Origin of the sequence: Chryseobacterium sp. LJ668 (assembly GCF_019613955.1) — a bacterium.
Classification (GTDB): domain Bacteria; phylum Bacteroidota; class Bacteroidia; order Flavobacteriales; family Weeksellaceae; genus Chryseobacterium.
The window spans coordinates 3,094,487-3,115,721 of record NZ_CP080443.1 but is presented as its reverse complement, the minus strand read 5'-3'; the positions used below and the strand labels follow the sequence as shown (position 1 = coordinate 3,115,721).

The window sequence follows — 21,235 nt, the reverse complement described above, 5'->3', positions numbered from 1 at the left end:
TAATTACATTAATTTCTCAAATCTTCTAAAAACTGCTCTAGAGAATTCAAATCGCTGATCAGAACTTCTCTTGCTTTAGCTCCATTAAATCCTCCCACAATACCGCTTGCCTCAAGCTGATCCATAATTCTTCCGGCTCTGTTATATCCTAATTTTAATTGTCTCTGAAGCATTGAAGTAGAACCTTGCTGTGTAGATACAATAATTCTCGCCGCATCATCAAATAATTGATCTTTTTCATTCGGATCAAAAGATCCTACCGAGCTTGTTGCTTCTTCATTTACATATTCAGGAAGCATAAACGCAGAAGCATATCCTTTTTGTTCGCCAATGAATTCTGCAAGTTTTTCAACTTCTGGTGTATCAATAAATGCACACTGAAGTCTTAAAATTTCATTTCCGTTAAAATAAAGCATATCACCCTTACCAATCAGCTGATCAGCTCCCGGAGAATCTAAGATCGTTCTTGAATCAACACTTGAAATTACTCTGAAAGCGGCTCTTGCAGGAAAATTAGCTTTAATCATTCCCGTAATTACGTTGACGGAAGGTCTCTGGGTTGCAACAATCAGGTGAATTCCGACTGCTCTTGCCAGCTGCGCTAGTCTTGCGATAGGAAGTTCAACTTCTTTACCGGCAGTCATGATCAAATCTGCAAATTCGTCAACCACCAAAACGATGTATGGTAAATACCGGTGTCCGTTATCAGGATTTAACTTTCTCTCGCTGAATTTCTTGTTGTATTCTTTTAAGTTTTTACAGAAAGCATTTTTAAGCAAATCATATCGCTGATCCATCTCTACACAAAGCGAATTTAATGTATTGATTACTTTATGGGTGTCTGTGATAATGGCATCATCAGAATCCGGAAGTTTCGCCAGATAATGTCTTTCAATTTTTGAGTATAATGAAAGTTCTACTTTTTTAGGATCTACCATTACAAATTTCAATTCACTCGGATGTTTCTTATAGAGTAGGGAAGTCAGAATTGCATTAATACCCACCGATTTTCCCTGACCGGTAGAACCCGCCATTAAAAGGTGTGGCATTTTTGATAAATCGGCCATGAAGACTTCATTAGAAATTGTTTTCCCAAATACCACCGGAAGATCCATATCCGTATTCTGGAATTTCTGCGAAGCGATCACCGAACGCATTGAAACCATTGTAGGGTTTTTTCTCGGAACTTCAATTCCGATCGTTCCTTTTCCAGGCATGGGGGCAATGATTCTGATTCCTAAAGCCGAAAGATTGAGTGCGATATCATCCTGAAGTTTTTTGATTGCAGATACTCTGATTCCTGCCTCAGGTACAATTTCATATAATGTAACTGTTGGTCCGATAGTCGCTTTTATCTCAGCGATTCCAACGTTAAAGTTTTTTAGTAAACCAACAATTTTATTCTTATTTTCTTCTAATTCCTCTTTGTTTACTGAAATCTCTTCATTTCCGTAATCTTTCAACAGATCTAAAGTTGGCATCTGGAAGTTAGCCAAATCTAATCGATGATCGTATAAGCCGTGCTTTTCAACCAGTTCATTTGATTGTTTTTCGGAATCATTTAAAATTTCTACAGCCGGAGCAACTTCAACATTAAATTTAATTCCGTCTGCTGCAGGCTCAATGTCAAAAGCTTGCTCAGGTTTTATAGCGGGAATTACAGGTTTTGTATTTAAATCTAAAGTTACTGAAGAAAAATCTTTTTTATCCTCCTCAAAAGAAGTGTGATTCGGCGTAACAATCGTTTCTACATTGACAGAAGTCTGTTTTTCATTGACAGATTTCAAAATTTCGTTAGTCTTATTACTTTCAGAAAGATCAGTTACCGTAATATTAGAAGGGAATTCCTGAACTTCGTTTTCCAGCTCTTCATCTGCTTCGAAACTTTCACTGGAATTCGGCATCATAGATCGTACTCTGCCGATTGTATTTTCGTTGATTTCGTCAAATTTTGCTTTGATCGAGCTGGGTCTCATATTAAATTCAAGAATAAAATACAAAGCAATACTTACTGCCAAAACCAGCCAAAGGCCTACACTTCCGATGATTGCATTCAAAGAATCCATAATCTGGTATCCGTAGACTCCACTCAAAACTCCCGCACTTCCCTGACCTTTTGTGATGGCACCAAAAAATATAGGAAGCCAGCAAATAAAGAATAAAGAATGGCCGAAAGTCATCCAAGGTTTAAAGATTTTTTTCTTCAGGATCATTGTCCCCAAAACCACAAAGAGAAATGCAACAATAAATGAGGCAACACCAATACTTTCAAAAATAAAAATATTGCCCAGCCAGTCACCCAGCTTTCCAAAAATATTGGAAGACTGTATGCTTTTATCAAGCATTGTTCCGGCTTGGCTTTGGTCTGATTTCCAGTTCATTAAATATGAAATGAAAGAAAGTGCCAGAACTCCTGAAAAAACGATAAACGTCAATCCGAAAAAGATGCGCGGCTTCGATAAAATTTTGCCTCTTTCGGGCGATTCGGTCTGTGGTTTTTGTGTTTTCTTTTCCATAATGTCAATCTCGGCAAATTTAGTGTTTTTTTAATATTGTCATTATTTTTTTTCACCAAAACAAGTCTGGTTTTTTGTATTCGTTTGCCAATAATTTACATTTCAAAAATGATTCATAAGCTATTAAGAATCATTCAAAATAACGATTTCATTACCCTCTGATGACAAAAAACAGCTTTTTTTCTCTCCCTTTCGTTTTATCATCCTTATTTTTGCATGTCAACTAAAAAAAATCATGAAGAAGATCCAGGATATTCTTATTTCAACCAGAACGATGGCAGTTCTATTGCTGGTTTACGCATTTTCGATGGCGTATGCAACATTCTTAGAAAACGACTATGGAACGCCCACAGCAAAAGCATTAATCTATGAAGCAAAATGGTTTGAGCTGATTATGGTTGTTTTGATCTTAAATTTCCTTGGAAATATTGCCAGATATCGTCTCTGGAGAAGAGAAAAATGGCCTGTGCTGGTTTTTCACCTCTCATTTATTTTTATTTTCATAGGTGGAGCCATCACAAGATACATAAGCTTTGAAGGTCAGATGGTGATCAGAGAAGGAGAAACTTCTAATGAAATTGTTACCGATAAGCATTTCTTCAAAATTCAGATCGAAGATAAAGGAGATGTACTGGATTATCAGGATGTTCCTTATTTAATGTCACCTTTGCATAAAAATTTTAATGCAACGTATGATTTCCATGGTAAAGACATTAAAGTAAAGACTCTCGATTATGTGCAAAGAAAAAAAGACAGTTTAATTGCCGATCCGAATGGTGCAGAATATCTTCATTTGGTTTCTACGGCTGAAACTGGAAGACAAAATATTTATATCAAACCGGGCGAAACAAAATCGATCAATGGAACTTTGGTAACGTTTAACAGAGCCATTGACGGTGCGGTCGAATTCAGAAAAGAAAACGGACAGATCTTAATCAAAACTCCCGTTGACGCCAATTTTATGACGATGGCGACCCAGGCTACAGGAACTACCGTAAAAGATCAGTTCCAGCCATTGGTTTTGAGAAGTTTGTATACGATTAACGAATTGAAGTTGGTTGTGCCTGAAGGTCTTAGAAAAGGAAAACTAATGGCTTTCGAAGGTGACAGAAAAAAAGATCAGAACGTTCCTGACGTAATGACCATCGAACTTCAGGGTCCAAAAACAAAACAGATTGTTGATTTATCCGTAGAAAGAGGAAATCCAAATGCTTATAAACAGGTGACAATGGATGGTCTGAATATTATGGTAGGTTTCGGCCCTAAAATTTACAACACGCCTTTTGCACTGAAACTGGATGATTTTGTAATGGAAACTTATCCCGGAAGTTCATCTCCAAGTGCTTATGAAAGTCATGTGAAGATCATTGATGAAGGTAAACAGACGCCCTATAAAATTTATATGAATAATGTCTTGAATTATAAAGGATACCGTTTCTTCCAGTCTAGTTTCTCACCGGACAGAATGGGAACAGTTTTATCCGTTAATCATGATTTCTGGGGAACTTTGATCTCTTATATCGGATATACATTTTTATTCGGAGGAATGTTTGTGATGTTCTTTTGGAAAGGGACCCATTTCTGGAAATTAAATAAAATGCTGAAAGATATCAATAAGAAAAGAGCAGCAGCAATTTTACTTTTATTTTTAAGTTTCGGTTTCAATGCTCAAAAAATTGAAACACATGGTAATACCGACGGAAGCAGAGAACATGTACATGTAGAGGGCGATGATCATACCCATGAAATAGCTCCACAGGCTGGTCAGCCGGAAAAACGTATACAGCAGAATTCAGTAGCTGCACCTCTTACGAAAATGAAAATGATTTCGCCAGACGAAATCATTGCAAGAAATAAAATCAGTAAGGATCACGCAGATAAATTCGGATATCTTTTGGTTCAGAATTATGAAGGTAGAATAGTTCCGATCAATACGCAGGCTTTAGATGTTTTAAGAAAATTATATAAAAAAGATGCTTTCAGAGGAACAGACGGAAAATATCTGACGGCTAACCAATGGTTTTTATCCGTGAATACAGACACTCCGAGCTGGACAATGGTTCCTTTGATTAAAATCGATGCTAAAGGAGGAAAAGAGCTTTTACGGAAAACAAAAGCCGATGAAGAAGGATATACTTCTTTGATGAATCTTTTCCCTGCAGATGCCAATGGAAACCTGACGTATATTTTAGATGAAGATTACAATACGGCTTTTCGTAAAAAACCTGGAGACCAGTCAGAATATGATAAACAGGTCATCAAAATAAACGAAAGAGTGCAGATTTTTAACGAATTTTTCAGCGGACAGTTCATGAGAATCGTTCCTGTAAAAAATGATCCCAATCACACTTGGCATTCATGGCTTGACCAGAAGATGGAGCCGGATATGGAATCTCAGCAAGTAATGGGACCTTATTTTGCAGAAGCACTTCAGGCACAGAAAACAGGCAACTGGAGCAAAGCAGATGCAGAATTGGCAAAGCTTTCAGCATATCAGCAGAAATGGGGCAAAAGCGTGGTTCCCTCAGAAAACAAAGTAAATCTTGAAGTTTTCATGAATGAAGTGAATCTTAATTTTAAGCTTTTAATTTTTTACACCATCATTGGAAGTTTATTGTTGATTTTAGGTTTTGTGGAATTATTTAAACCCAGAAAATTATTGAGTAAGATCATTAAAGCAATAATAATTATTGGAACAGTGGGTTACTTCTTTCACTTCCTGGGATTGGTTGCAAGATGGTTCATTTCAGGTCATGCTCCTTGGAGTAACGGTTATGAAGCGATCATCTTTATTTCCTGGATCGGAATTTCAGCTGGTTTGATGTTTTACTTCGGATTTGGAAAACCAAATTTGGAACAAAAAGCTTCTTTGGCTACTATGAGACTTGTCAGTAAAGGAAACACTTCGAATGCATTAATTCCGGCAGCAGGATTTATGGTAGCTGTAATCATGATGGGGTTTGCACATGGAGGTTCAGCCCTTGATCCTCAGATTACGCCATTGGTTCCTGTCTTGAAGTCTTATTGGTTGATTGTACACGTAGCAATTATTACCTCGAGTTATGGTTTCTTTGGACTATCGATGATTATCGCAGTAATTTCACTGGTGTTTTATATTATTTCAAATAAGACTGCTTTTAAAATTCATAACGATACAACATTGAAAGAATTGGCAATCGTTTCTGAAATGTCTTTAACAATAGGACTTTTTGCTCTTACCGTAGGAAATTTTTTGGGTGGAATCTGGGCAAATGAATCTTGGGGAAGATACTGGAGCTGGGATCCAAAAGAAACATGGGCATTCATTTCAATTATGGTTTACGCTTTTGTATTACACATGAGATTGGTTCCAGGATTGAGAAGCAGATGGGCGTTTCACGTGGCGACGATGTTTGCATTTTGTTCAATGGTGATGACCTATTTTGGAGTCAATTATTACTTAAGCGGCTTGCATTCTTACGCAGCGGGTGACCCGGTTCCTGTTCCGGCTTGGGTGTATATTGGACTGGCAACGATGCTGTTATTGTCAATAGTTTCTTACATTAAATTTGTTGCTTTAAAGAAAAAATAAATAGTATTTTATATATCTCAAACTTCCGAAAATTGATTTTCGGGAGTTTTTTTGATGTACGAACGTAAAGCGTAAGGAAATAAATCTGATAAAATTTCATTGTTGAAAAAAGTAAAAATTAAAAATTTATACTCAAAAATTCAGAATTTATAATTAATTTTATGATATCAAATTAATATCACTTAAAAATAAAAAATCATGGAAAAAACTTTAAAACCGATGTCAGGTTATCTTGCCCTTGTTATTTGTCTCATATTATTTGGCGCTTCTGCCTACCTTTTTTTTATGGGTGTCAATGACAGAATAGAAAATAACATCACATTCCTTATTATTTCTATAATATGTTTTTTTCTTACATTCTTCTTTATGAAAGGTTTGATGATCATTCAGCCCAATCATTCACGAGTTTTAAATTTCTTTGGAAAATATGTAGGATCAGTAAAAGATAACGGATTGTTTTTTATCAATCCTCTATACTCATCACAGAAGATGTCTTTACGTTCTGAAAATCTTCAGGGACAAACTTTAAAAGTGAATGACAAGATGGGAAATCCAATAGAAATTGCAGTAGTAATGGTCTGGAAAGTAGGAGATACTTACAAAGCAGCATTTGATGTTGAAAGATATTCTGATTTTGTTAAAATGCAGAGTGAAGCGGCAGTTCGTCATTTGGCAATGAGTTTTCCTTATGATAATCTGGAAGACGATCATGCACCGATTACTTTGAGAGAAGGGGGAGAAAAGATCAATTCTATTCTAGAGCAGGAACTGACCGACCGACTTTCAAAAGCCGGAATCATCATTCAGGAGGCAAGAATTTCACATTTGGCTTACGCTTCAGAAATTGCAGGAGCAATGCTTCAGAGACAACAGGCGACCGCAATTGTTGCTGCGAGAACGAAGATCGTAGAAGGTGCAGTAGGAATGGTAGATTTAGCATTAAAAAAATTATCAGAAGAAAATATTGTTGAATTAGATGACGAAAGAAAAGCTGCAATGGTTAGCAATCTCATGGTTGTTCTCTGCGGCGAAAAAGCAGCGCAACCTATTCTGAACGCAGGAACATTGTATAATTAGGGTTGAGGATAAAGCAAAGATCAAGATAAGAAAGTTCATTTAAATAATGTGAGTGTTAAATCTTCACGTTTTTAGCTAAGTGAAACGCCTTTGCGAACTTAAAAGCAGTTGTAGTAAAAAAATCTTTGCGAATTTTGCGTTAAATTAAATTTTAATAATACATGAAAATCTGCGAGAAAAATAAAACAGAAAAATGAAATCTCAGAACCCAAAAAACTCTTCAGAAACTCCGCCAAAAGGCAAAAAATCTTTTGTCATAAGGATCGATGAGTCTACTTATAAATTACTTGAAAAATGGGCAAATGATGAATTCAGAAGTGTAAACGGACAAATAGAATACCTACTTAATCAAAGCTTAGTTAACTCCGGAAGGAAGAAAAAAGAATAAATAATTAGATTGATTTTGAAAAGAGCGGAGAATTTTTCGCTCTTTTTTATTGAAAAATACCTGAAAAATAATCTCTGATAATAGTCCAGAAATTTTTACCTAAAAAATAAATAAGTGTTGAAGTGATTATACCTTTCACTGTAAAAAATATAATACCGCCGATCCCGAATTTTTTCAGCATCTTTTTCCACCTCGATTTTTTTTCCTCTTCGGGTTGTTTTACAGATTTATTGATTTCCATTTTCTGAAATAAAAATTTGTATTACAAAGATATAGATGTTTAGATTGATTCCAAATAAAAATAGGATTAAATCACAAAAATTTCATCAGTCTCGGAAATATTTTTATCTTTAGACAAAACGAAAAGTAACATTTATGTCAAAAAAAATCAAAGATTTCGGAATTGAAAAATCTTTAAAAAACCTCGGATTAAAAGCAGAAAATAAAGGAACTTCTACTGGAGGTAAATTTTTTGCTTCCGGGAAAACTATTGAAAGTTATTCGCCATCAGACGGAAGATTAATAGGGAAAATAAAAACTTCATCTGAAAAAGATTATGATAAAGTAATAGAATCTGCACAGGCTGCATTTAAGGAATTCAGAATGATTCCTGCTCCCAAAAGAGGCGAATATGTAAGACAGCTGGGCCAGAAATTAAGAGAATATAAGGATGATTTAGGGAAACTTGTTTCGTATGAAATGGGTAAATCATTGCAGGAAGGTCTGGGTGAAGTTCAGGAAATGATTGATATCTGCGACTTTGCAGTAGGCCTTTCAAGACAGCTTCACGGTTACACCATGCATTCTGAAAGACCGGGTCACAGAATGTACGAGCAATATCATCCGCTGGGAATTGTGGGCGTGATCACCGCTTTCAACTTTCCCGTTGCTGTTTGGGCGTGGAATACAGCTTTAGCGTGGATTTGTGGAAACGTAACGATCTGGAAACCGTCAGAAAAAACTCCTTTCTGTGCAATAGCCTGCCAGAATATCATGATGGAAGTTTTAAAAGAAAACAATCTTCCTGAAGGTATTTCAAGCGTTTTGGTAGCAGATCATGAAATTGGACAATTATTAGTGGAGGACAAACGCGTTTCATTGATCTCATTTACAGGTTCAACAAAAGTAGGAAGAATGGTTTCCTCTAAAGTTGCCGAAAGATTCGGTAAATCAATTCTTGAATTGGGAGGTAATAATGCCATTATTATTTCTAAGGACGCAGATCTGGATATGTCAATCATCGGAGCGGTTTTCGGAGCGGTAGGAACTGCAGGACAAAGATGTACTTCGACAAGAAGACTGATCATTCACGAAGATGTTTATGATGAAGTAAAAAATCGTCTGGTAAAAGCTTACGGACAGCTGAAAATTGGAAATCCTTTAGATGAAAATATGCATGTAGGACCATTGATCGACGTTCAAGCTGTCAATCAGTACGAAATGGCGATTGAAAACTGTATCCAAGAGGGTGGTAAATTTGTGGTAGAAGGCGGAGTTTTAGAAGGAAAAGATTACGAATCAGGATGTTACGTCAAACCTTGTATCGCAGAAGTTGAAAATTCTTTCGAAATCGTGCAGCATGAGACATTTGCACCGATATTATATTTAATTAAATACAAAACACTGGAGGAAGCAATTGCAATTCAAAATGATGTTCCTCAGGGGTTGTCTTCAGCAATCATGACACAGAATTTGAGAGAGGCAGAATTATTCCTTTCTCAGGCGGGATCAGATTGTGGAATTGCCAACGTCAATATCGGAACTTCGGGTGCTGAGATCGGGGGAGCATTCGGAGGAGAAAAAGAAACTGGCGGAGGTCGAGAATCTGGTTCAGATGTCTGGAAATATTATATGAGAAGACAAACCAACACCATTAATTATACAGCAAGTCTTCCTTTAGCTCAGGGAATTAAATTTGATTTATAAACAATTCTAAGTAACGTTTGATATTTAATCACTCATTGCTTATTACCAATAACTCACTTAAGATATGGAACACACAATAGAAACAAAAATAAATAAAGTAAAACAAACCGTTGGAAAGCACGTTTTAGCAGACGGTTTTGATTTTGTAATGGATATTGAAAATTCTCACGGATCTTGGATTCATGATTCGATTACAGGTAAAAATTTTCTGGATATGTTTTCAATGTTCGGCTCAGCTTCGATAGGTTACAATCATCCTTATTTGTTAGAAAAATCAAGTTGGCTGGGTAAAATGGCGATTAACAAACCGACTTTAGCTGATGTGTATTCTAAAGAATATGCCGATTTTTTAGAGGTATTCGAAAGAGTAGTAATACCACAAGAGCTACAATATGCATTCTTTATTGAAGGTGGGGCTTTAGGTGTTGAAAATGCCATGAAAGCCTGCTTCGATTGGAAAACAAAAAAGAATTTCGAGAAAGGTCTTGATATCGAAGCGGGAATATGTATTCACTTCAGACAGGCATTTCATGGACGTAGCGGTTATACTTTAAGTTTGACAAACACTTCAGACCCAAGAAAATATCAGTATTTTCCGATGTTTGAATGGCCGAGAATTCTCAATCCGAAACTGACTTTCCCAATTACTGAAGAAAATCTTGAAGTTACAATCAACAATGAAAGATTAGCATTATTAAACATCGGCGAAGCGATTCTGTCTCATCCTGATAAAGTTGCATGCATCATTATAGAGCCTATTCAGGCTGAGGGTGGTGACAATCATTTCAGAGATGAGTTTTTTGTAGAATTAAGAAAGCTGTGTGATGAGCACGAAATCTTGTTAATTTTTGACGAAGTACAGACAGGAATCGGAATCACAGGAAAAATGTGGTCATTTGAACATTTCAGTGTGAGACCAGACATTATTGCATTTGGTAAAAAAACACAGGTTTGCGGAGTTTTGGCCAACAGAGAAAAGTTTGATGAAGTACCCGATAATGTTTTCAGAGAAAGCTCAAGAATCAATTCTACTTTTGGAGGTAACTTTATCGATATGCTTCGTTTTCAGCTGGTAATGGAAGTGATTGAAAAAGAAAATTTAGTGGAAAATGCAAGAATTGTAGGTGAATATTTATTAGAAGGCTTACAAAATCTTGCTCAGAAATATCCTGAAAAGGTTTCTAATGCACGTGGTAGAGGATTAATGTGTGCAATAGACCTTCCAACGCACGAGCAAAGAAATGAGTTGAGAGAAATTTTATATGATGAAGGATTAATCATTTTGGCATGTGGCGACCAGTCCATACGTTTCAGACCGCATTTGAACGTTACTAAAGAAGAAATTCAGATTGCGCTAGATAAGATTGAAAGCAATATTAATAAAATTTAAAACTTTGGGCTTGGAATTATAAAAAAAACATCCTATATTTAGATACTCAAAATGTATATTATATGGAACGCAACACGAGAGTATCAGTTTTTGAAAGTGATAAGCCTGCAGAAATTCAGTTGATCAAGTCAAAATTGGAAGAGGCTCAAATTACCAATGCCGTAGAAAACAGTTATCTTACTTTTACTACTACGCCAACGGCAACATCATTAAAAGTAATGGTAGATTTGCAGGATGAAAAAAAAGCATTCGAGGTAATTGATGCTTATCTTCAGCAAAATAAGAATTAATAAATCAATTTCATAATTTTAAATTTTACTACTTCGGAACCGAAAATTAATTCAAATTAGTTTTCGGTTTTTTTTATCAAAAATTAAAAATCAGATTACAGATTATTAAATAATAAATAACGACTGATAAAATTTTTAGAAAATCAATAAAATCCGAATCTTTTAAAAGTAAAACTCAATGACTCAAAATAACAACATTGAATTCAGAAAAGCTGAAACACCAGACAAAGACGTCATATGGGAAATTATTCAGCAGTCTATCGAACGAAGGAGAATAGACGGTAGCCAACAATGGCAAAACGGCTACCCGAATGAGCAAACTGTAAAAAGTGACATTGAAAAAAACTTTGGATATGTTTTGACTGTTGATGGTAAAATAGCAGTATATGTTGCGCTTATTTTCAACGATGAGCCGGCTTACAGTTCAATAGATGGAGCCTGGCTTACTGATGGTGAGTTTGTTGTGATTCACAGAGTTGCTATATCTGAAGAATTTGCTGGACAAGGCCTTGTAAAAAAGCTCTTTGATTATATTGAAGATTTTGTAAAGATGGAAAATGTTTTAAGTGTAAAAGTAGATACCAACTTTGATAATATTGCAATGCTGAAAATTTTAGAAGCAAAAGGCTACACGTATTGTGGTGAAGTTTTTCTTGCAGGAGGCATTCGCAAGGCATTTGAAAAAGTACTGATTTGATAAATATCAAAAGGTTAAATCAATTTTGATTGATTCTCTAAGAAACTATATATTCATAAACTCTATTGAGTTTGTTCGTTTAGTTCCGAACTAATTTTTACTTTTGTTCAAATTATTGTGCTATGAATAAAAGTATAGCAATTGATAAGAAGATTTTTCAGGACGCTGTAAAGTTTTACAGTACATTGTTTAATCTTCCTCCATTGGCTTCTAAAATCTATTCCTACCTTATTTTCGATTTTGAGAAGATTGGAATCACATTTGATGAATTTGTTGAGGTTTTTTCGGTAAGTAAAAGTTCTGTCTCTACCAATATTGCTTTATTGCTCAATTCGCAGCTGATTATTGATGTCAATAAGATGGATGAAAGAAAGCGCTATTTTTTCGCTAATGATGATTATAAAAAAATCAGATTTGAAAAAATTGTTCAGAAAATGCAGGATGAATTAAAATTACTAGACGATCTCAATCAATTCAGAAAGGTAGAAGATAAAGAGTATGATCAGAAGATGGAAGTCTACAAATCTCTTCTAAACAAAAGCATTTCAAATATAAAAGAATCTCTTAATAAACTGTAAAATGACAAACAAGCTTATACTATTTTCTGTGGCAGCATTTTCTCTTATTGCCTGCAAAAAAGAAGCTCCGAAACAGGATGGCCCCAAAACTTTTCCGGTGGTGTCGGTTGAAAATAAAAACGTAACTGGTTACGATATTTTCCCAGCAAGTATAGAAGGAAGAGTAAATAATGATGTACGGGCAAAGATCTCAGGTTATATTACCCAGGTCTTGGTAGATGAGGGGCAATATGTCACAAAAGGTCAGCCATTATTCCGCTTAGAGACCAATACTTTAAATGAAACCGCCGCCGCGGCAAAAGCAGGCGTAGGTGCAGCGCAATCAAATATTGCAGCAGCGCAGGCAGCGGTGAACGCAGCACAAGTAGAAGTCAACAAGCTAAAACCACTGGTTGCAAAAAATATTATCAGCAACATACAATTACAGACGGCACAAGCTAATCTTTCTCAGGCGCAGGCGCAGGTGCAGCAGGCAATCGCAGCAAGACAGCAGGCAAGTGCCAATTATAAAGGAGCAGCTGCAAACGTTGATTATTCTATCATCCGTGCACCGATTTCGGGAGTGATTGGCAAATTACCTTTAAAAGTGGGGAGTTTGGTTGGGCCAACCGATCAGTCTCCATTAACGACCATTTCAGATACTTCAGAAGTATTCGCTTATTTTTCTATGAATGAAAAAGAATATTTTGATTTCCTTGAAAAATCTGTAGGATCATCTGTTCCTGAAAAAATCAAAAACCTTCCAATGGTTGAATTACAGCTAGCAAACGGAAGTATTTATCCAGAAAAAGGCAGAATTGAAGCCATTACGGGTTCAATAGATGCCACTACAGGTACTATTCAGTTTAGAGTAGGTTTTACAAATCCTCAAAAAATGCTGAGCAACGGGAATAGCGGAAGCATCAGATTTCCGAAAAGCTTCGATAATGTTTTGGTCGTTCCGGAAAGTGCAACTTACGAACAACAAGGTATTGTTTACGTCTACAAAGTTGAAAAAGATACCGCAAGAAACACAGTTGTGGAAGTGATTGAAAGAATAGACAATTTAGCTTTAATAAAATCAGGACTGAAAAAAGGTGATCTCATTATTGCAGCAGGAACAGGTACTATAAAGCCGGGAACTGCGGTCAAACAAAAAAAGATCAGCATGGATAGTCTTGTACAATCAGTAAAACCGAAATTCTAATGATAAAAAACTTTATTAACAGACCGGTTTTATCAACCGTAATCTCGATATTGATCGTTATTCTCGGAGTTTTGGGGCTTATATCACTTCCGGTTACCCAATATCCCGACATCGCACCTGCAACGGTAAGTGTGAGGGCAAATTATACAGGAGCTAATGCCGAAACGGTGATGAAGAGCGTAGTTGTTCCCTTGGAAGAACAGATCAACGGTGTTGAAGGTATGGATTATATTACTTCATCAGCCGGAAATGACGGATCGGCTCAGATTCAGGTATTTTTTAAACAGGGTATTAATGCAGATATTGCAGCTGTAAACGTTCAAAACCGTGTAGCAAGAGCTTCCCCATTACTTCCCAGCGAAGTAACGAGAGCGGGAGTTGTTACTCAAAAACAACAGACAAGTGCTTTAATGTACCTTTCTTTTTATTCTGAAAACAAAAATATTGACGACGTTTATCTTCAGAACTTTTTGAATATCAACGTCATACCGAATCTTCAAAGAATCAATGGAGTAGGTGAAGCCAATGTTTTTGGAGGAAAAAATTATTCGATGAGAATATGGCTTGATCCTGCAAAACTGGCAGCTTACGGAATCACACCCAGCGAAGTTACTACAGCTATCAATGACCAGAGCAGAGAAGCTGCGGCAGGTTCTCTAGGACAAAACAGCGGAAGTTCTTTTGAATACATCATCAAGTATGTAGGAAAATTCAGTGAAAAGGAACAGTATGATGATATTATCATCAAATCTCTTCCTGATGGTCAGAATTTGATGTTAAAAGATGTTGCAAAAGTTGAATTAGGAGGTCTTTCTTACTCGGGAGTTGGTGAAAACGGGGACAATCCGTCCATTAGTATGGGGGTTTTCCAAACTCCGGGATCCAATGCACAGGAAATTATTGAGAACATCAAGAAACAACTTAAAGATAATGAAGGATCATATCCTGAAGGAGTAAAATACACTTTTAACTTTGATACCAATGAGTTCCTGGATGCCAGTATCGAAAAAGTAATTCATACTTTGATCGAAGCATTTATCTTAGTTTTTATTGTAGTATATATTTTTCTGCAGGATTTCAGGTCAACTTTAATTCCGGCGATTGCCGTTCCGGTATCGATTGTAGGAACATTCTTCTTCTTAAATTTATTTGGATATTCATTAAACCTATTAACGCTTTTTGCTTTAGTATTAGCAATTGGTATTGTGGTGGATGATGCAATTGTCGTCGTAGAGGCTGTACATGCTAAAATGGAAAACGGTATTTCGAATGCAAAAAAAGCAACGGTTGAAGCAATGGATGAAATCACGGGAGCGATCATTTCGATTACTTTGGTAATGGCAGCGGTATTTATTCCGGTTACTTTTATTACAGGTCCTACCGGTGTATTTTATCAGCAGTTTGGGATTACCTTGATTATTGCGATCATCATTTCAGCAGTAAATGCATTGACATTGAGCCCTGTTTTGTGTTCATTATTCTTAAAACCTCATGATGAGCATCACCAAGATTATAAAAGTAAAAATATTATTCAAAAATTCTTTTATAAATTTAATATAGGCTTTAAAACGGCTACAGACCGTTACGGAAGAGGATTTAATTTTCTTATCAAGCACAAGTGGGTGACTTTGGTTATTCTAATCATAACCGGAGGAATTATTTACTGGGCAAATGGCAGCATGAAAAAAGGTTTTGTACCTACCGAAGACCGAGGAATTATCTTTACCGACGTACAGCTTCCCCCGGGAGCATCTATGGAAAGAACTTATAATGTTCTGAAAACTCTACAGAAAGATGCTATGAAAATTCCGGGAATTCAAAATGTTACAATTTCTACCGGTAGAGGTTTATTATCAGGAAACGGAAGCAATAACGGTCTTGCTTTCATTAAGCTTAAACCTTTTGACGACAGAAAGGGTGATGGTTTATCATCTGAAGAAATCTCTAAGAGATTATTTGGTTTGGCAGGAAAAGTTCCTGATGCGAAAGTTGTATTCTTCCAGCCGCCAAGTGTGCCCGGATTTGGTAACAGTGCGGGTTTTGAGATGGTACTTTTAGATAAATCAGGTGGTGATTTTGCTCAACTGGATGCAAAAACCAACGAATTTATCGGAAACTTAATGCAAAGACCCGAGATTGAATTTGCGCAGACCTCATTCAACACAAAATATCCGCAGTATATGATGTCAATTAATGTTCCTTTAGCAAAGCAGAAGGGAGTTTCAGTCAACGATATTTTGGCAACAATGCAGGGATATATCGGCGGTGTATATGGTGCTGACTTTACCAAATACGGAAAACAGTTCAGGGTAATGATTCAGGCGCTTCCGGAAGACAGGGCAAATGCAGAAAATCTTAATCAGTATTATATTAAAACAAGTTCAGGAGAAATGTCGCCTATTTCACAGTTTGTCACATTGACAAAAACATACGGTCCTCAGTCTGTCGGTCGTTATAACTTATTTACTTCCGTGAAAATTACAGGAGCAAATAAAGCAGGTTTCAGTACAGGTGACGCAATTACTGCAGTGCAGGCAGTTGCCAAAGAAACTCTGGATCAAAATTATAATGTTGAATTTACTGGTCTTACAAGAGAAGAATTAAGCTCAGGATCTCAGACTTTACTGATTTTTGCTTTGAGTTTGGTATTTGTATATTTTATTCTTTCTGCGCAATATGAAAGTTATATTTTGCCTTTAGTTGTGGTTATTTCACTTCCCCTTGGGGTAATGGGTGCTTATTTCGGACAGAAAATAATGGGACTTGAAAACAATATTTACTTCCAGATTGCATTGATTATGTTGGTTGGTTTGTTGGCGAAAAATGCAATTTTGATTATTGAATTTGCAGTTCAGAGAAGACATCATGGCGAAACCATCGTAGAATCTGCCATCAATGCGGCTAAAGCCAGACTGAGGCCAATTTTGATGACGTCATTAGCTTTTATCTTTGGTTTACTACCACTCGTTTTAGCAAGCGGAATCGGTGCAGTGGGTAACAGATCAATTGCAACAGGTGCTTCAATAGGGTTATTAATAGGTACTATTTTAGGAGTATTTGTAATTCCTGTTTTGTATGTTGTTTTCCAGACTTTGCAGGAAAAAATAAAACCAATTAAGCCAAAAGACATCAATTTAGCTGAATAAGAAATCTTTAAGATTTAAATAATGAAAAATTTATCAATAATAAAAGGAATTGCTTTTTCAGTGTTTACCGCTCTGGCAATTATTTCCTGTCATGTAAGAAAGGAGTATGAAAGACCGGCAGCTGTTGTAGATGAAAAACTTTTCAGGACAGATATGCTACCTCAGGACAGTACAAGCATTGCAAATGTTTCGTGGAAAGAAATTTTTATCGATCCTGTTCTTCAAAAACATATTTTAAAAGCTTTAGAAAACAATTTAGATATAAGAATTGCTATACAGAATATCAATGCGGCAGAAGCTTATCTGAAGCAAAGTAAAGCTGCGTATCAACCAACGGTTTCTGTCGGTCCGGGATATGCATTCCAGACCCAGTCTATAAATACGCAAACCGGACAGTTATTTGGTTCAAGACGGTATATCAACCAATTCGATATTACAGCGTCATTAGCTTGGGAAGCAGATTTGTGGGGTAAATTAAAAGCTCAGGAAAAAGCTCAGCTAGCAACCTATTTAGGAAACGTAGCTGCACATCAGGCTGTAAAAAGTGATCTGGTAGCTTCAGTAGCCTCAAGTTATTATCAGCTGTTGACTTTAGATGATCAGAAAAAAATCATTCAGGAAACTATAAAAATCCGCGAAAATAATCTTGAAACGACAAAAGCTCTAAAAACAGCCGGAATATTAACAGAAGTTGCAGTTCAACAGAGTGAGGCCTTGGTTTATAATGCACAGTCTCTGTTAATTGATATTGATACACAGATTCAGCAGTTAGAAAACACAATGAGCCTTTTAATGGGCGAGCCTTCTCAGGCGATTGAAAGAACAACTTTAGACAGTCAAAAGCTTCCCGAAAGCTTTGCATTGGGTTATCCCGCCAATCTATTGGCTAATCGTCCCGATGTGATGCAGGCTGAATATAATCTGATGAATGCTTTTGAATTAACAAATTCTGCAAAAGCACAGTTTTATCCGACTTTGAGACTGACAGGAAGCGGTGGAATACAGTCTGTAGATATTGACCATTTGTTTAGTGTCAACTCACTTTTTGGAAGTTTAATTGGTGGGCTGGCTCAACCAGTTTTAAACAGAAGGCAGATCAAAACCAATTATGAAGTGAGTCTTGCAAATAAAGAAACGGCTTATTTAAATTTTAGAAAAACCGTTCTTACAGCCGGGAAAGAAGTATCTGATGCGATCCGTGTTTTTTCTGTACAGGACTCTTTTATTGATTTAAAAACAAAAGAACTAAACGCTTATAAAAACTCAGTAGAATATTCTCAGGAATTGGTCAATTACGGAATGGCCAATTATTTGGAAGTTTTGAATGCTAACGTCAATTCGTTAAATGCAGAACTTAATATTTCTAATGCTAAATACAGTAAAATGAAAGCTGCAGTAGATCTGTACAGAGCTCTGGGAGGCGGCTGGAAATAATTGAATTAAGATAAATATTTTTTAAACGTATGCTCTTCAGCATACGTTTTTTGTGTTTTGTAGGATTATATTGATGAATAAATGAAAATTCTGCATATTTTTAATATTCTCTTTAAATAAAATTTAACAAATTATTTGCAAATATGGTTTAATTACTTACTTTTGTACCGCTTCGTGTGAAAAGCACAGGGATCAAGGGGAATTAGCTCATCTGGCTAGAGCGTTAGACTGGCAGTCTAAAGGTGACGGGTTCGATCCCCGTATTCTCCACAAGAAATAAACTTTATCAAATCTCATATAAAAAGCTATGAAGAAATTTTTTTTACTTTTATTGACGACTTTTCTTTTAATTGGGTGTTCTTCTGATGATGAAACGATCTACGATTATATAGGTACGTGGTCGGGAACCTACAGTGGTACAGATAAAGGATTGTGGAATTTTGTAGTGGCCGATGATGGTGACGTAACAGGAACAATGCATTCTGAAGTTAATAATGAGAACTACAATATTTCAGGTCATTTAGATGCTTCCGGACAATTGACTGCTGATTTGGGATTGCCTGCGGACGGTCAGTTTACAGGAACTTTAACCATTGATAAGAAAGGAAACGGAAACTGGACAAATGCAGTTCCTACACCAACAAGAAGCGGTGCGTGGACCGGAGAAAAGAATAAATAATTTTTGAATTATAAATTTGAAACCTGTAAACTTTGTTTACAGGTTTTTTTATACCTTCTAAACAAAACCCATCTGTAAGATTTGATCGTCCTTTTTTAATACAATAAAGTGAAGTTGTGCCTCATCATCAGAAAAAAATTTTTCAAAAAAATATTCATTTAGCTGTTTTTCGACGGGAATTATTTTTCTGGAATGTTCTGATTGATATTCTTCAAAATCAATGTGCAGGGTCTCGATAATAATTTCATCAACATGGATGTTTTTATTTAAAACCAAACTGTAATCCCATAAACTTGAAGATATTGTCGCAGAATTTTCGTGAGTTTGAATACTTCCGAATTTGAAATTTCTCAGCATCTGCAACCCCAACTCTGTTGCAATTCCATTTTTTACGGTTCTTTTCCCTTTTTCTGATATGATATCTAAATCCTTAATTTCAGTCATCAGCTTTGCAAACTTTTGATAGAGTAGGGGATCATTAGTTTTTGTGATATATTCTTCCAAACATTGCCGTATAATTTTTCCAGTTTTCGAACAATGACCAAATTCTGAACTATTTTGACGAACTTTTTCATAGGATGGACTTTTCTTAAATGCATTTTTATTAAAACCGCTTTTCTTCCGAACAACATTTTTCCCATTCAGATTATAAAAAACCAGATCACCTATAGAACCGTTAAGCTTGAGAAAGCTATCATATGTTGCCATAAATTTAAATTGAATTCCAAATATAGCAATTTAATTTCAAAATTATATATTTAATATATAATTATAGTATAGTTGTAGTATAGTTACTATATAATCAAAATTATTTTTTATATTTGTTTGAATTTAAAATTAGGGGTAATGTATATTAAATCTGCAAAAACAAAATCGGTTATAAAAGGCCTATCCATATTAATGATTCTTTGTACCGTAATAATTTCGTGTGGAAGTACAAAGAACATTTCAAAATCAAAGAATTCAGCAAAAACTACCTCAAAATCTGAAAATTTAAGAAATCTTGAGTCTGACTTTGATGGACGACTTTCGGGTTCAATGAAAAGCATTCTAAAAGATGCCGAAAGATATTTGGGTGCGCCCTATAAATTTGCAGGTAATTCTTCAGATGGTTTTGACTGTTCGGGTTTAACGGCTAAAGTCTTCAATGAAAATGGTTTAAAACTACCCAGAAGATCAGCTGACCAAGCCAATGCAGGTAAAAATATTGATGTGAAAGAAGCAAAACCTGGTGATCTGCTTTTTTTTGCAACAGCAGGCGGTAATAAGGTTTCTCATGTTGGAATCGTCTATTCAATCGAAAGTAACGGCGAAATTAAATTCATTCACTCATCAACATCCAAAGGCGTGATTATTTCTTCTCTCAACGAAAAATATTGGAACAAAGCTTATCTTCACACCCAAAGAGTTTTATAACTTATGGGGAAATTAAAAAAAATGTCACCAAAATAAGCTCCATTCAGATACAAGCTTAAAAGCTTTGCACAACTTTTTGTATCTTTGACGGCATAATTATTAACTGATTTAAACTATAAGCATGTCGCTACAACAAACTATTGAAAATATCTGGGATCATAGAGATTTATTACAAAACGAAGACAGCAAAACGGCTATCAGAGAAGTTATTTCTCTTTTAGACTCAGGAAAACTTCGTGTTGCTGAACCTACAGAAAACGGATGGCAGGTCAATGAATGGGTAAAGAAGGCTGTAGTCATGTATTTCCCTATCCAGACAATGGAAACTATTGAAGTAGGTCCGTTTGAGTTTCACGATAAAATGCCTTTGAAGAGAAATTATGCTGAAAAAGGTGTAAGAGTTGTACCTCATGCAGTTGCCAGAGAGGGTTCTTTCATCGCTTCTGGTGTTATTTTGATGCCTTCATATGTGAACATTGGAGCTTACGTTGATTCGGGAACGATGGTTGATACATGGGCAACTGTTGGAAGTTGTGCACAAATCGGTAAAAATGTCCATTTGAGTGGGGGTGTTGGTATTGGGGGTGTTTTAGAACCGCTTCAGGCTGCACCAGTTATTATTGAAGATGACTGTTTTATTGGTTCAAGATGTATCGTTGTAGAAGGAGTTCATGTCGAAAGAGAAGCGGTTTTGGGAGCAAATGTTGTATTGACGGCTTCTACTAAAATAATTGACGTTACAGGTCCTGAACCAATTGAAATTAAAGGGCGAGTTCCTGCACGTTCTGTAGTAATCCCCGGAAGCTATACCAAGAAATATCCTGCCGGAGAATATCACGTTCCATGCGCTTTGATTATTGGCCAGCGAAAAGAATCTACAGACAAAAAGACATCATTGAATGACGCTTTGAGAGAGAATAATGTTGCGGTTTAATCATATT

Annotated in this window: 17 protein-coding genes and 1 tRNA gene; 15 read left to right on the top strand and 3 right to left on the bottom strand. The window is 36.0% G+C overall.

The features are described from left to right. Window positions 1-8: 8 nt before the first annotated feature. A complete protein-coding gene (locus K0U91_RS14540; protein WP_220179255.1) occupies window positions 9-2,516 on the bottom strand; it encodes an FtsK/SpoIIIE family DNA translocase in 2,508 nt (835 codons plus the stop codon). Window positions 2,517-2,751: 235 nt separating this feature from the next. Between K0U91_RS14540 and ccsA the strand changes: the two genes are divergently transcribed. The 3 genes from ccsA (at window position 2,752) to K0U91_RS14525 (ending at window position 7,552) form a co-directional block, all read left to right on the top strand. Then, complete coding sequence (ccsA, locus tag K0U91_RS14535; protein ID WP_220179254.1) at window positions 2,752-6,087, top strand: cytochrome c biogenesis protein; 3,336 nt, start codon at window positions 2,752-2,754, stop codon at window positions 6,085-6,087. A gap of 198 nt (window positions 6,088-6,285) precedes the next feature. Next, complete coding sequence (locus K0U91_RS14530) at window positions 6,286-7,164, top strand: SPFH domain-containing protein (RefSeq protein ID WP_219969034.1); 879 nt, start codon at window positions 6,286-6,288, stop codon at window positions 7,162-7,164. 193 nt (window positions 7,165-7,357) lie between these two features. Continuing rightward, window positions 7,358-7,552 carry an Arc family DNA binding domain-containing protein gene (locus K0U91_RS14525; protein WP_219969035.1) on the top strand — a complete coding sequence of 65 codons (195 nt, stop codon included), beginning with the start codon at window positions 7,358-7,360 and terminating at the stop codon, window positions 7,550-7,552. Between the two features lie 46 nt (window positions 7,553-7,598). On the opposite strand, the gene K0U91_RS14520 is transcribed toward K0U91_RS14525, so the two are convergent. After that, window positions 7,599-7,793 (bottom strand): hypothetical protein, encoded by a 195-nt coding sequence (locus K0U91_RS14520; RefSeq protein WP_219969036.1) that lies wholly within the window; start codon window positions 7,791-7,793, stop codon window positions 7,599-7,601. 134 nt (window positions 7,794-7,927) lie between these two features. Between K0U91_RS14520 and amaB the strand changes: the two genes are divergently transcribed. The 10 genes from amaB to K0U91_RS14470 all read left to right on the top strand — a co-directional run bounded on the left by amaB (window position 7,928) and on the right by K0U91_RS14470 (window position 18,878). Next, window positions 7,928-9,478, top strand: a complete 1,551-nt coding sequence (gene amaB, locus K0U91_RS14515) for an L-piperidine-6-carboxylate dehydrogenase (RefSeq protein ID WP_220179253.1) — start codon at window positions 7,928-7,930, stop codon at window positions 9,476-9,478. A gap of 64 nt (window positions 9,479-9,542) precedes the next feature. After that, complete coding sequence (gene lat, locus K0U91_RS14510) at window positions 9,543-10,868, top strand: L-lysine 6-transaminase (RefSeq protein WP_220179252.1); 1,326 nt, start codon at window positions 9,543-9,545, stop codon at window positions 10,866-10,868. Window positions 10,869-10,930: 62 nt separating this feature from the next. Next, window positions 10,931-11,158, top strand: coding sequence for a DUF2007 domain-containing protein (locus tag K0U91_RS14505; protein ID WP_219969039.1), 228 nt, complete (start codon window positions 10,931-10,933; stop codon window positions 11,156-11,158). A gap of 178 nt (window positions 11,159-11,336) precedes the next feature. After that, entirely contained in the window at window positions 11,337-11,855 is a 519-nt protein-coding gene (locus K0U91_RS14500) for a GNAT family N-acetyltransferase (protein WP_220179251.1), read from the top strand. A 122-nt stretch (window positions 11,856-11,977) separates the two neighbouring features. Beyond that, on the top strand, window positions 11,978-12,433 hold the full coding sequence (locus K0U91_RS14495) for a P-loop NTPase family protein (RefSeq protein WP_220179250.1): 456 nt from the start codon (window positions 11,978-11,980) through the stop codon (window positions 12,431-12,433). A gap of 1 nt (window position 12,434) precedes the next feature. Further along, window positions 12,435-13,619, top strand: a complete 1,185-nt coding sequence (locus K0U91_RS14490; RefSeq protein WP_219969042.1) for an efflux RND transporter periplasmic adaptor subunit — start codon at window positions 12,435-12,437, stop codon at window positions 13,617-13,619. After that, complete coding sequence (locus K0U91_RS14485) at window positions 13,619-16,765, top strand: efflux RND transporter permease subunit (protein ID WP_220179249.1); 3,147 nt, start codon at window positions 13,619-13,621, stop codon at window positions 16,763-16,765. The genes K0U91_RS14490 and K0U91_RS14485 overlap by 1 nt, the downstream gene beginning before the upstream one ends. Before the next feature lie 21 nt (window positions 16,766-16,786). Beyond that, window positions 16,787-18,199, top strand: a complete 1,413-nt coding sequence (locus tag K0U91_RS14480; protein WP_220179248.1) for an efflux transporter outer membrane subunit — start codon at window positions 16,787-16,789, stop codon at window positions 18,197-18,199. A 196-nt stretch (window positions 18,200-18,395) separates the two neighbouring features. Further along, window positions 18,396-18,469, top strand: a tRNA-Ala gene (locus tag K0U91_RS14475). A 37-nt stretch (window positions 18,470-18,506) separates the two neighbouring features. Next, window positions 18,507-18,878, top strand: a complete 372-nt coding sequence (locus K0U91_RS14470; RefSeq protein ID WP_219969045.1) for a hypothetical protein — start codon at window positions 18,507-18,509, stop codon at window positions 18,876-18,878. Window positions 18,879-18,935: 57 nt separating this feature from the next. Here the strand turns inward: K0U91_RS14470 and K0U91_RS14465 are convergent, their stop codons facing one another. Continuing rightward, window positions 18,936-19,586 carry a hypothetical protein gene (locus K0U91_RS14465; protein ID WP_220179247.1) on the bottom strand — a complete coding sequence of 217 codons (651 nt, stop codon included), beginning with the start codon at window positions 19,584-19,586 and terminating at the stop codon, window positions 18,936-18,938. 138 nt (window positions 19,587-19,724) lie between these two features. Here K0U91_RS14465 and K0U91_RS14460 point away from each other — a divergent pair, with 138 nt between their 5' ends. Both K0U91_RS14460 and K0U91_RS14455 read left to right on the top strand, forming a co-directional pair. Continuing rightward, entirely contained in the window at window positions 19,725-20,294 is a 570-nt protein-coding gene (locus K0U91_RS14460) for a C40 family peptidase (protein WP_220179246.1), read from the top strand. Between the two features lie 121 nt (window positions 20,295-20,415). Continuing rightward, window positions 20,416-21,228, top strand: a complete 813-nt coding sequence (locus K0U91_RS14455) for a 2,3,4,5-tetrahydropyridine-2,6-dicarboxylate N-succinyltransferase (protein WP_219969048.1) — start codon at window positions 20,416-20,418, stop codon at window positions 21,226-21,228. Window positions 21,229-21,235 lie beyond the last annotated feature (7 nt).

What these genes read in the sequence shown, in the direction of transcription:
- K0U91_RS14485 (WP_220179249.1), top strand. Translation starts at nt 13,619, where the DNA reads ATGATAAAAAACTTTATTAACAGACCGGTTTTATCAACCGTAATCTCG.
- lat (WP_220179252.1), top strand. Translation starts at nt 9,543, where the DNA reads ATGGAACACACAATAGAAACAAAAATAAATAAAGTAAAACAAACCGTT.
- K0U91_RS14460 (WP_220179246.1), top strand. Translation starts at nt 19,725, where the DNA reads ATGTATATTAAATCTGCAAAAACAAAATCGGTTATAAAAGGCCTATCC.
- K0U91_RS14540 (WP_220179255.1), bottom strand. Translation starts at nt 2,516, where the DNA reads ATGGAAAAGAAAACACAAAAACCACAGACCGAATCGCCCGAAAGAGGC.
- K0U91_RS14465 (WP_220179247.1), bottom strand. Translation starts at nt 19,586, where the DNA reads ATGGCAACATATGATAGCTTTCTCAAGCTTAACGGTTCTATAGGTGAT.
- K0U91_RS14525 (WP_219969035.1), top strand. Translation starts at nt 7,358, where the DNA reads ATGAAATCTCAGAACCCAAAAAACTCTTCAGAAACTCCGCCAAAAGGC.
- K0U91_RS14495 (WP_220179250.1), top strand. Translation starts at nt 11,978, where the DNA reads ATGAATAAAAGTATAGCAATTGATAAGAAGATTTTTCAGGACGCTGTA.
- K0U91_RS14480 (WP_220179248.1), top strand. Translation starts at nt 16,787, where the DNA reads ATGAAAAATTTATCAATAATAAAAGGAATTGCTTTTTCAGTGTTTACC.
- ccsA (WP_220179254.1), top strand. Translation starts at nt 2,752, where the DNA reads ATGAAGAAGATCCAGGATATTCTTATTTCAACCAGAACGATGGCAGTT.
- K0U91_RS14470 (WP_219969045.1), top strand. Translation starts at nt 18,507, where the DNA reads ATGAAGAAATTTTTTTTACTTTTATTGACGACTTTTCTTTTAATTGGG.
- K0U91_RS14455 (WP_219969048.1), top strand. Translation starts at nt 20,416, where the DNA reads ATGTCGCTACAACAAACTATTGAAAATATCTGGGATCATAGAGATTTA.
- K0U91_RS14520 (WP_219969036.1), bottom strand. Translation starts at nt 7,793, where the DNA reads ATGGAAATCAATAAATCTGTAAAACAACCCGAAGAGGAAAAAAAATCG.
- K0U91_RS14505 (WP_219969039.1), top strand. Translation starts at nt 10,931, where the DNA reads ATGGAACGCAACACGAGAGTATCAGTTTTTGAAAGTGATAAGCCTGCA.
- K0U91_RS14500 (WP_220179251.1), top strand. Translation starts at nt 11,337, where the DNA reads ATGACTCAAAATAACAACATTGAATTCAGAAAAGCTGAAACACCAGAC.
- amaB (WP_220179253.1), top strand. Translation starts at nt 7,928, where the DNA reads ATGTCAAAAAAAATCAAAGATTTCGGAATTGAAAAATCTTTAAAAAAC.
- K0U91_RS14530 (WP_219969034.1), top strand. Translation starts at nt 6,286, where the DNA reads ATGGAAAAAACTTTAAAACCGATGTCAGGTTATCTTGCCCTTGTTATT.
- K0U91_RS14490 (WP_219969042.1), top strand. Translation starts at nt 12,435, where the DNA reads ATGACAAACAAGCTTATACTATTTTCTGTGGCAGCATTTTCTCTTATT.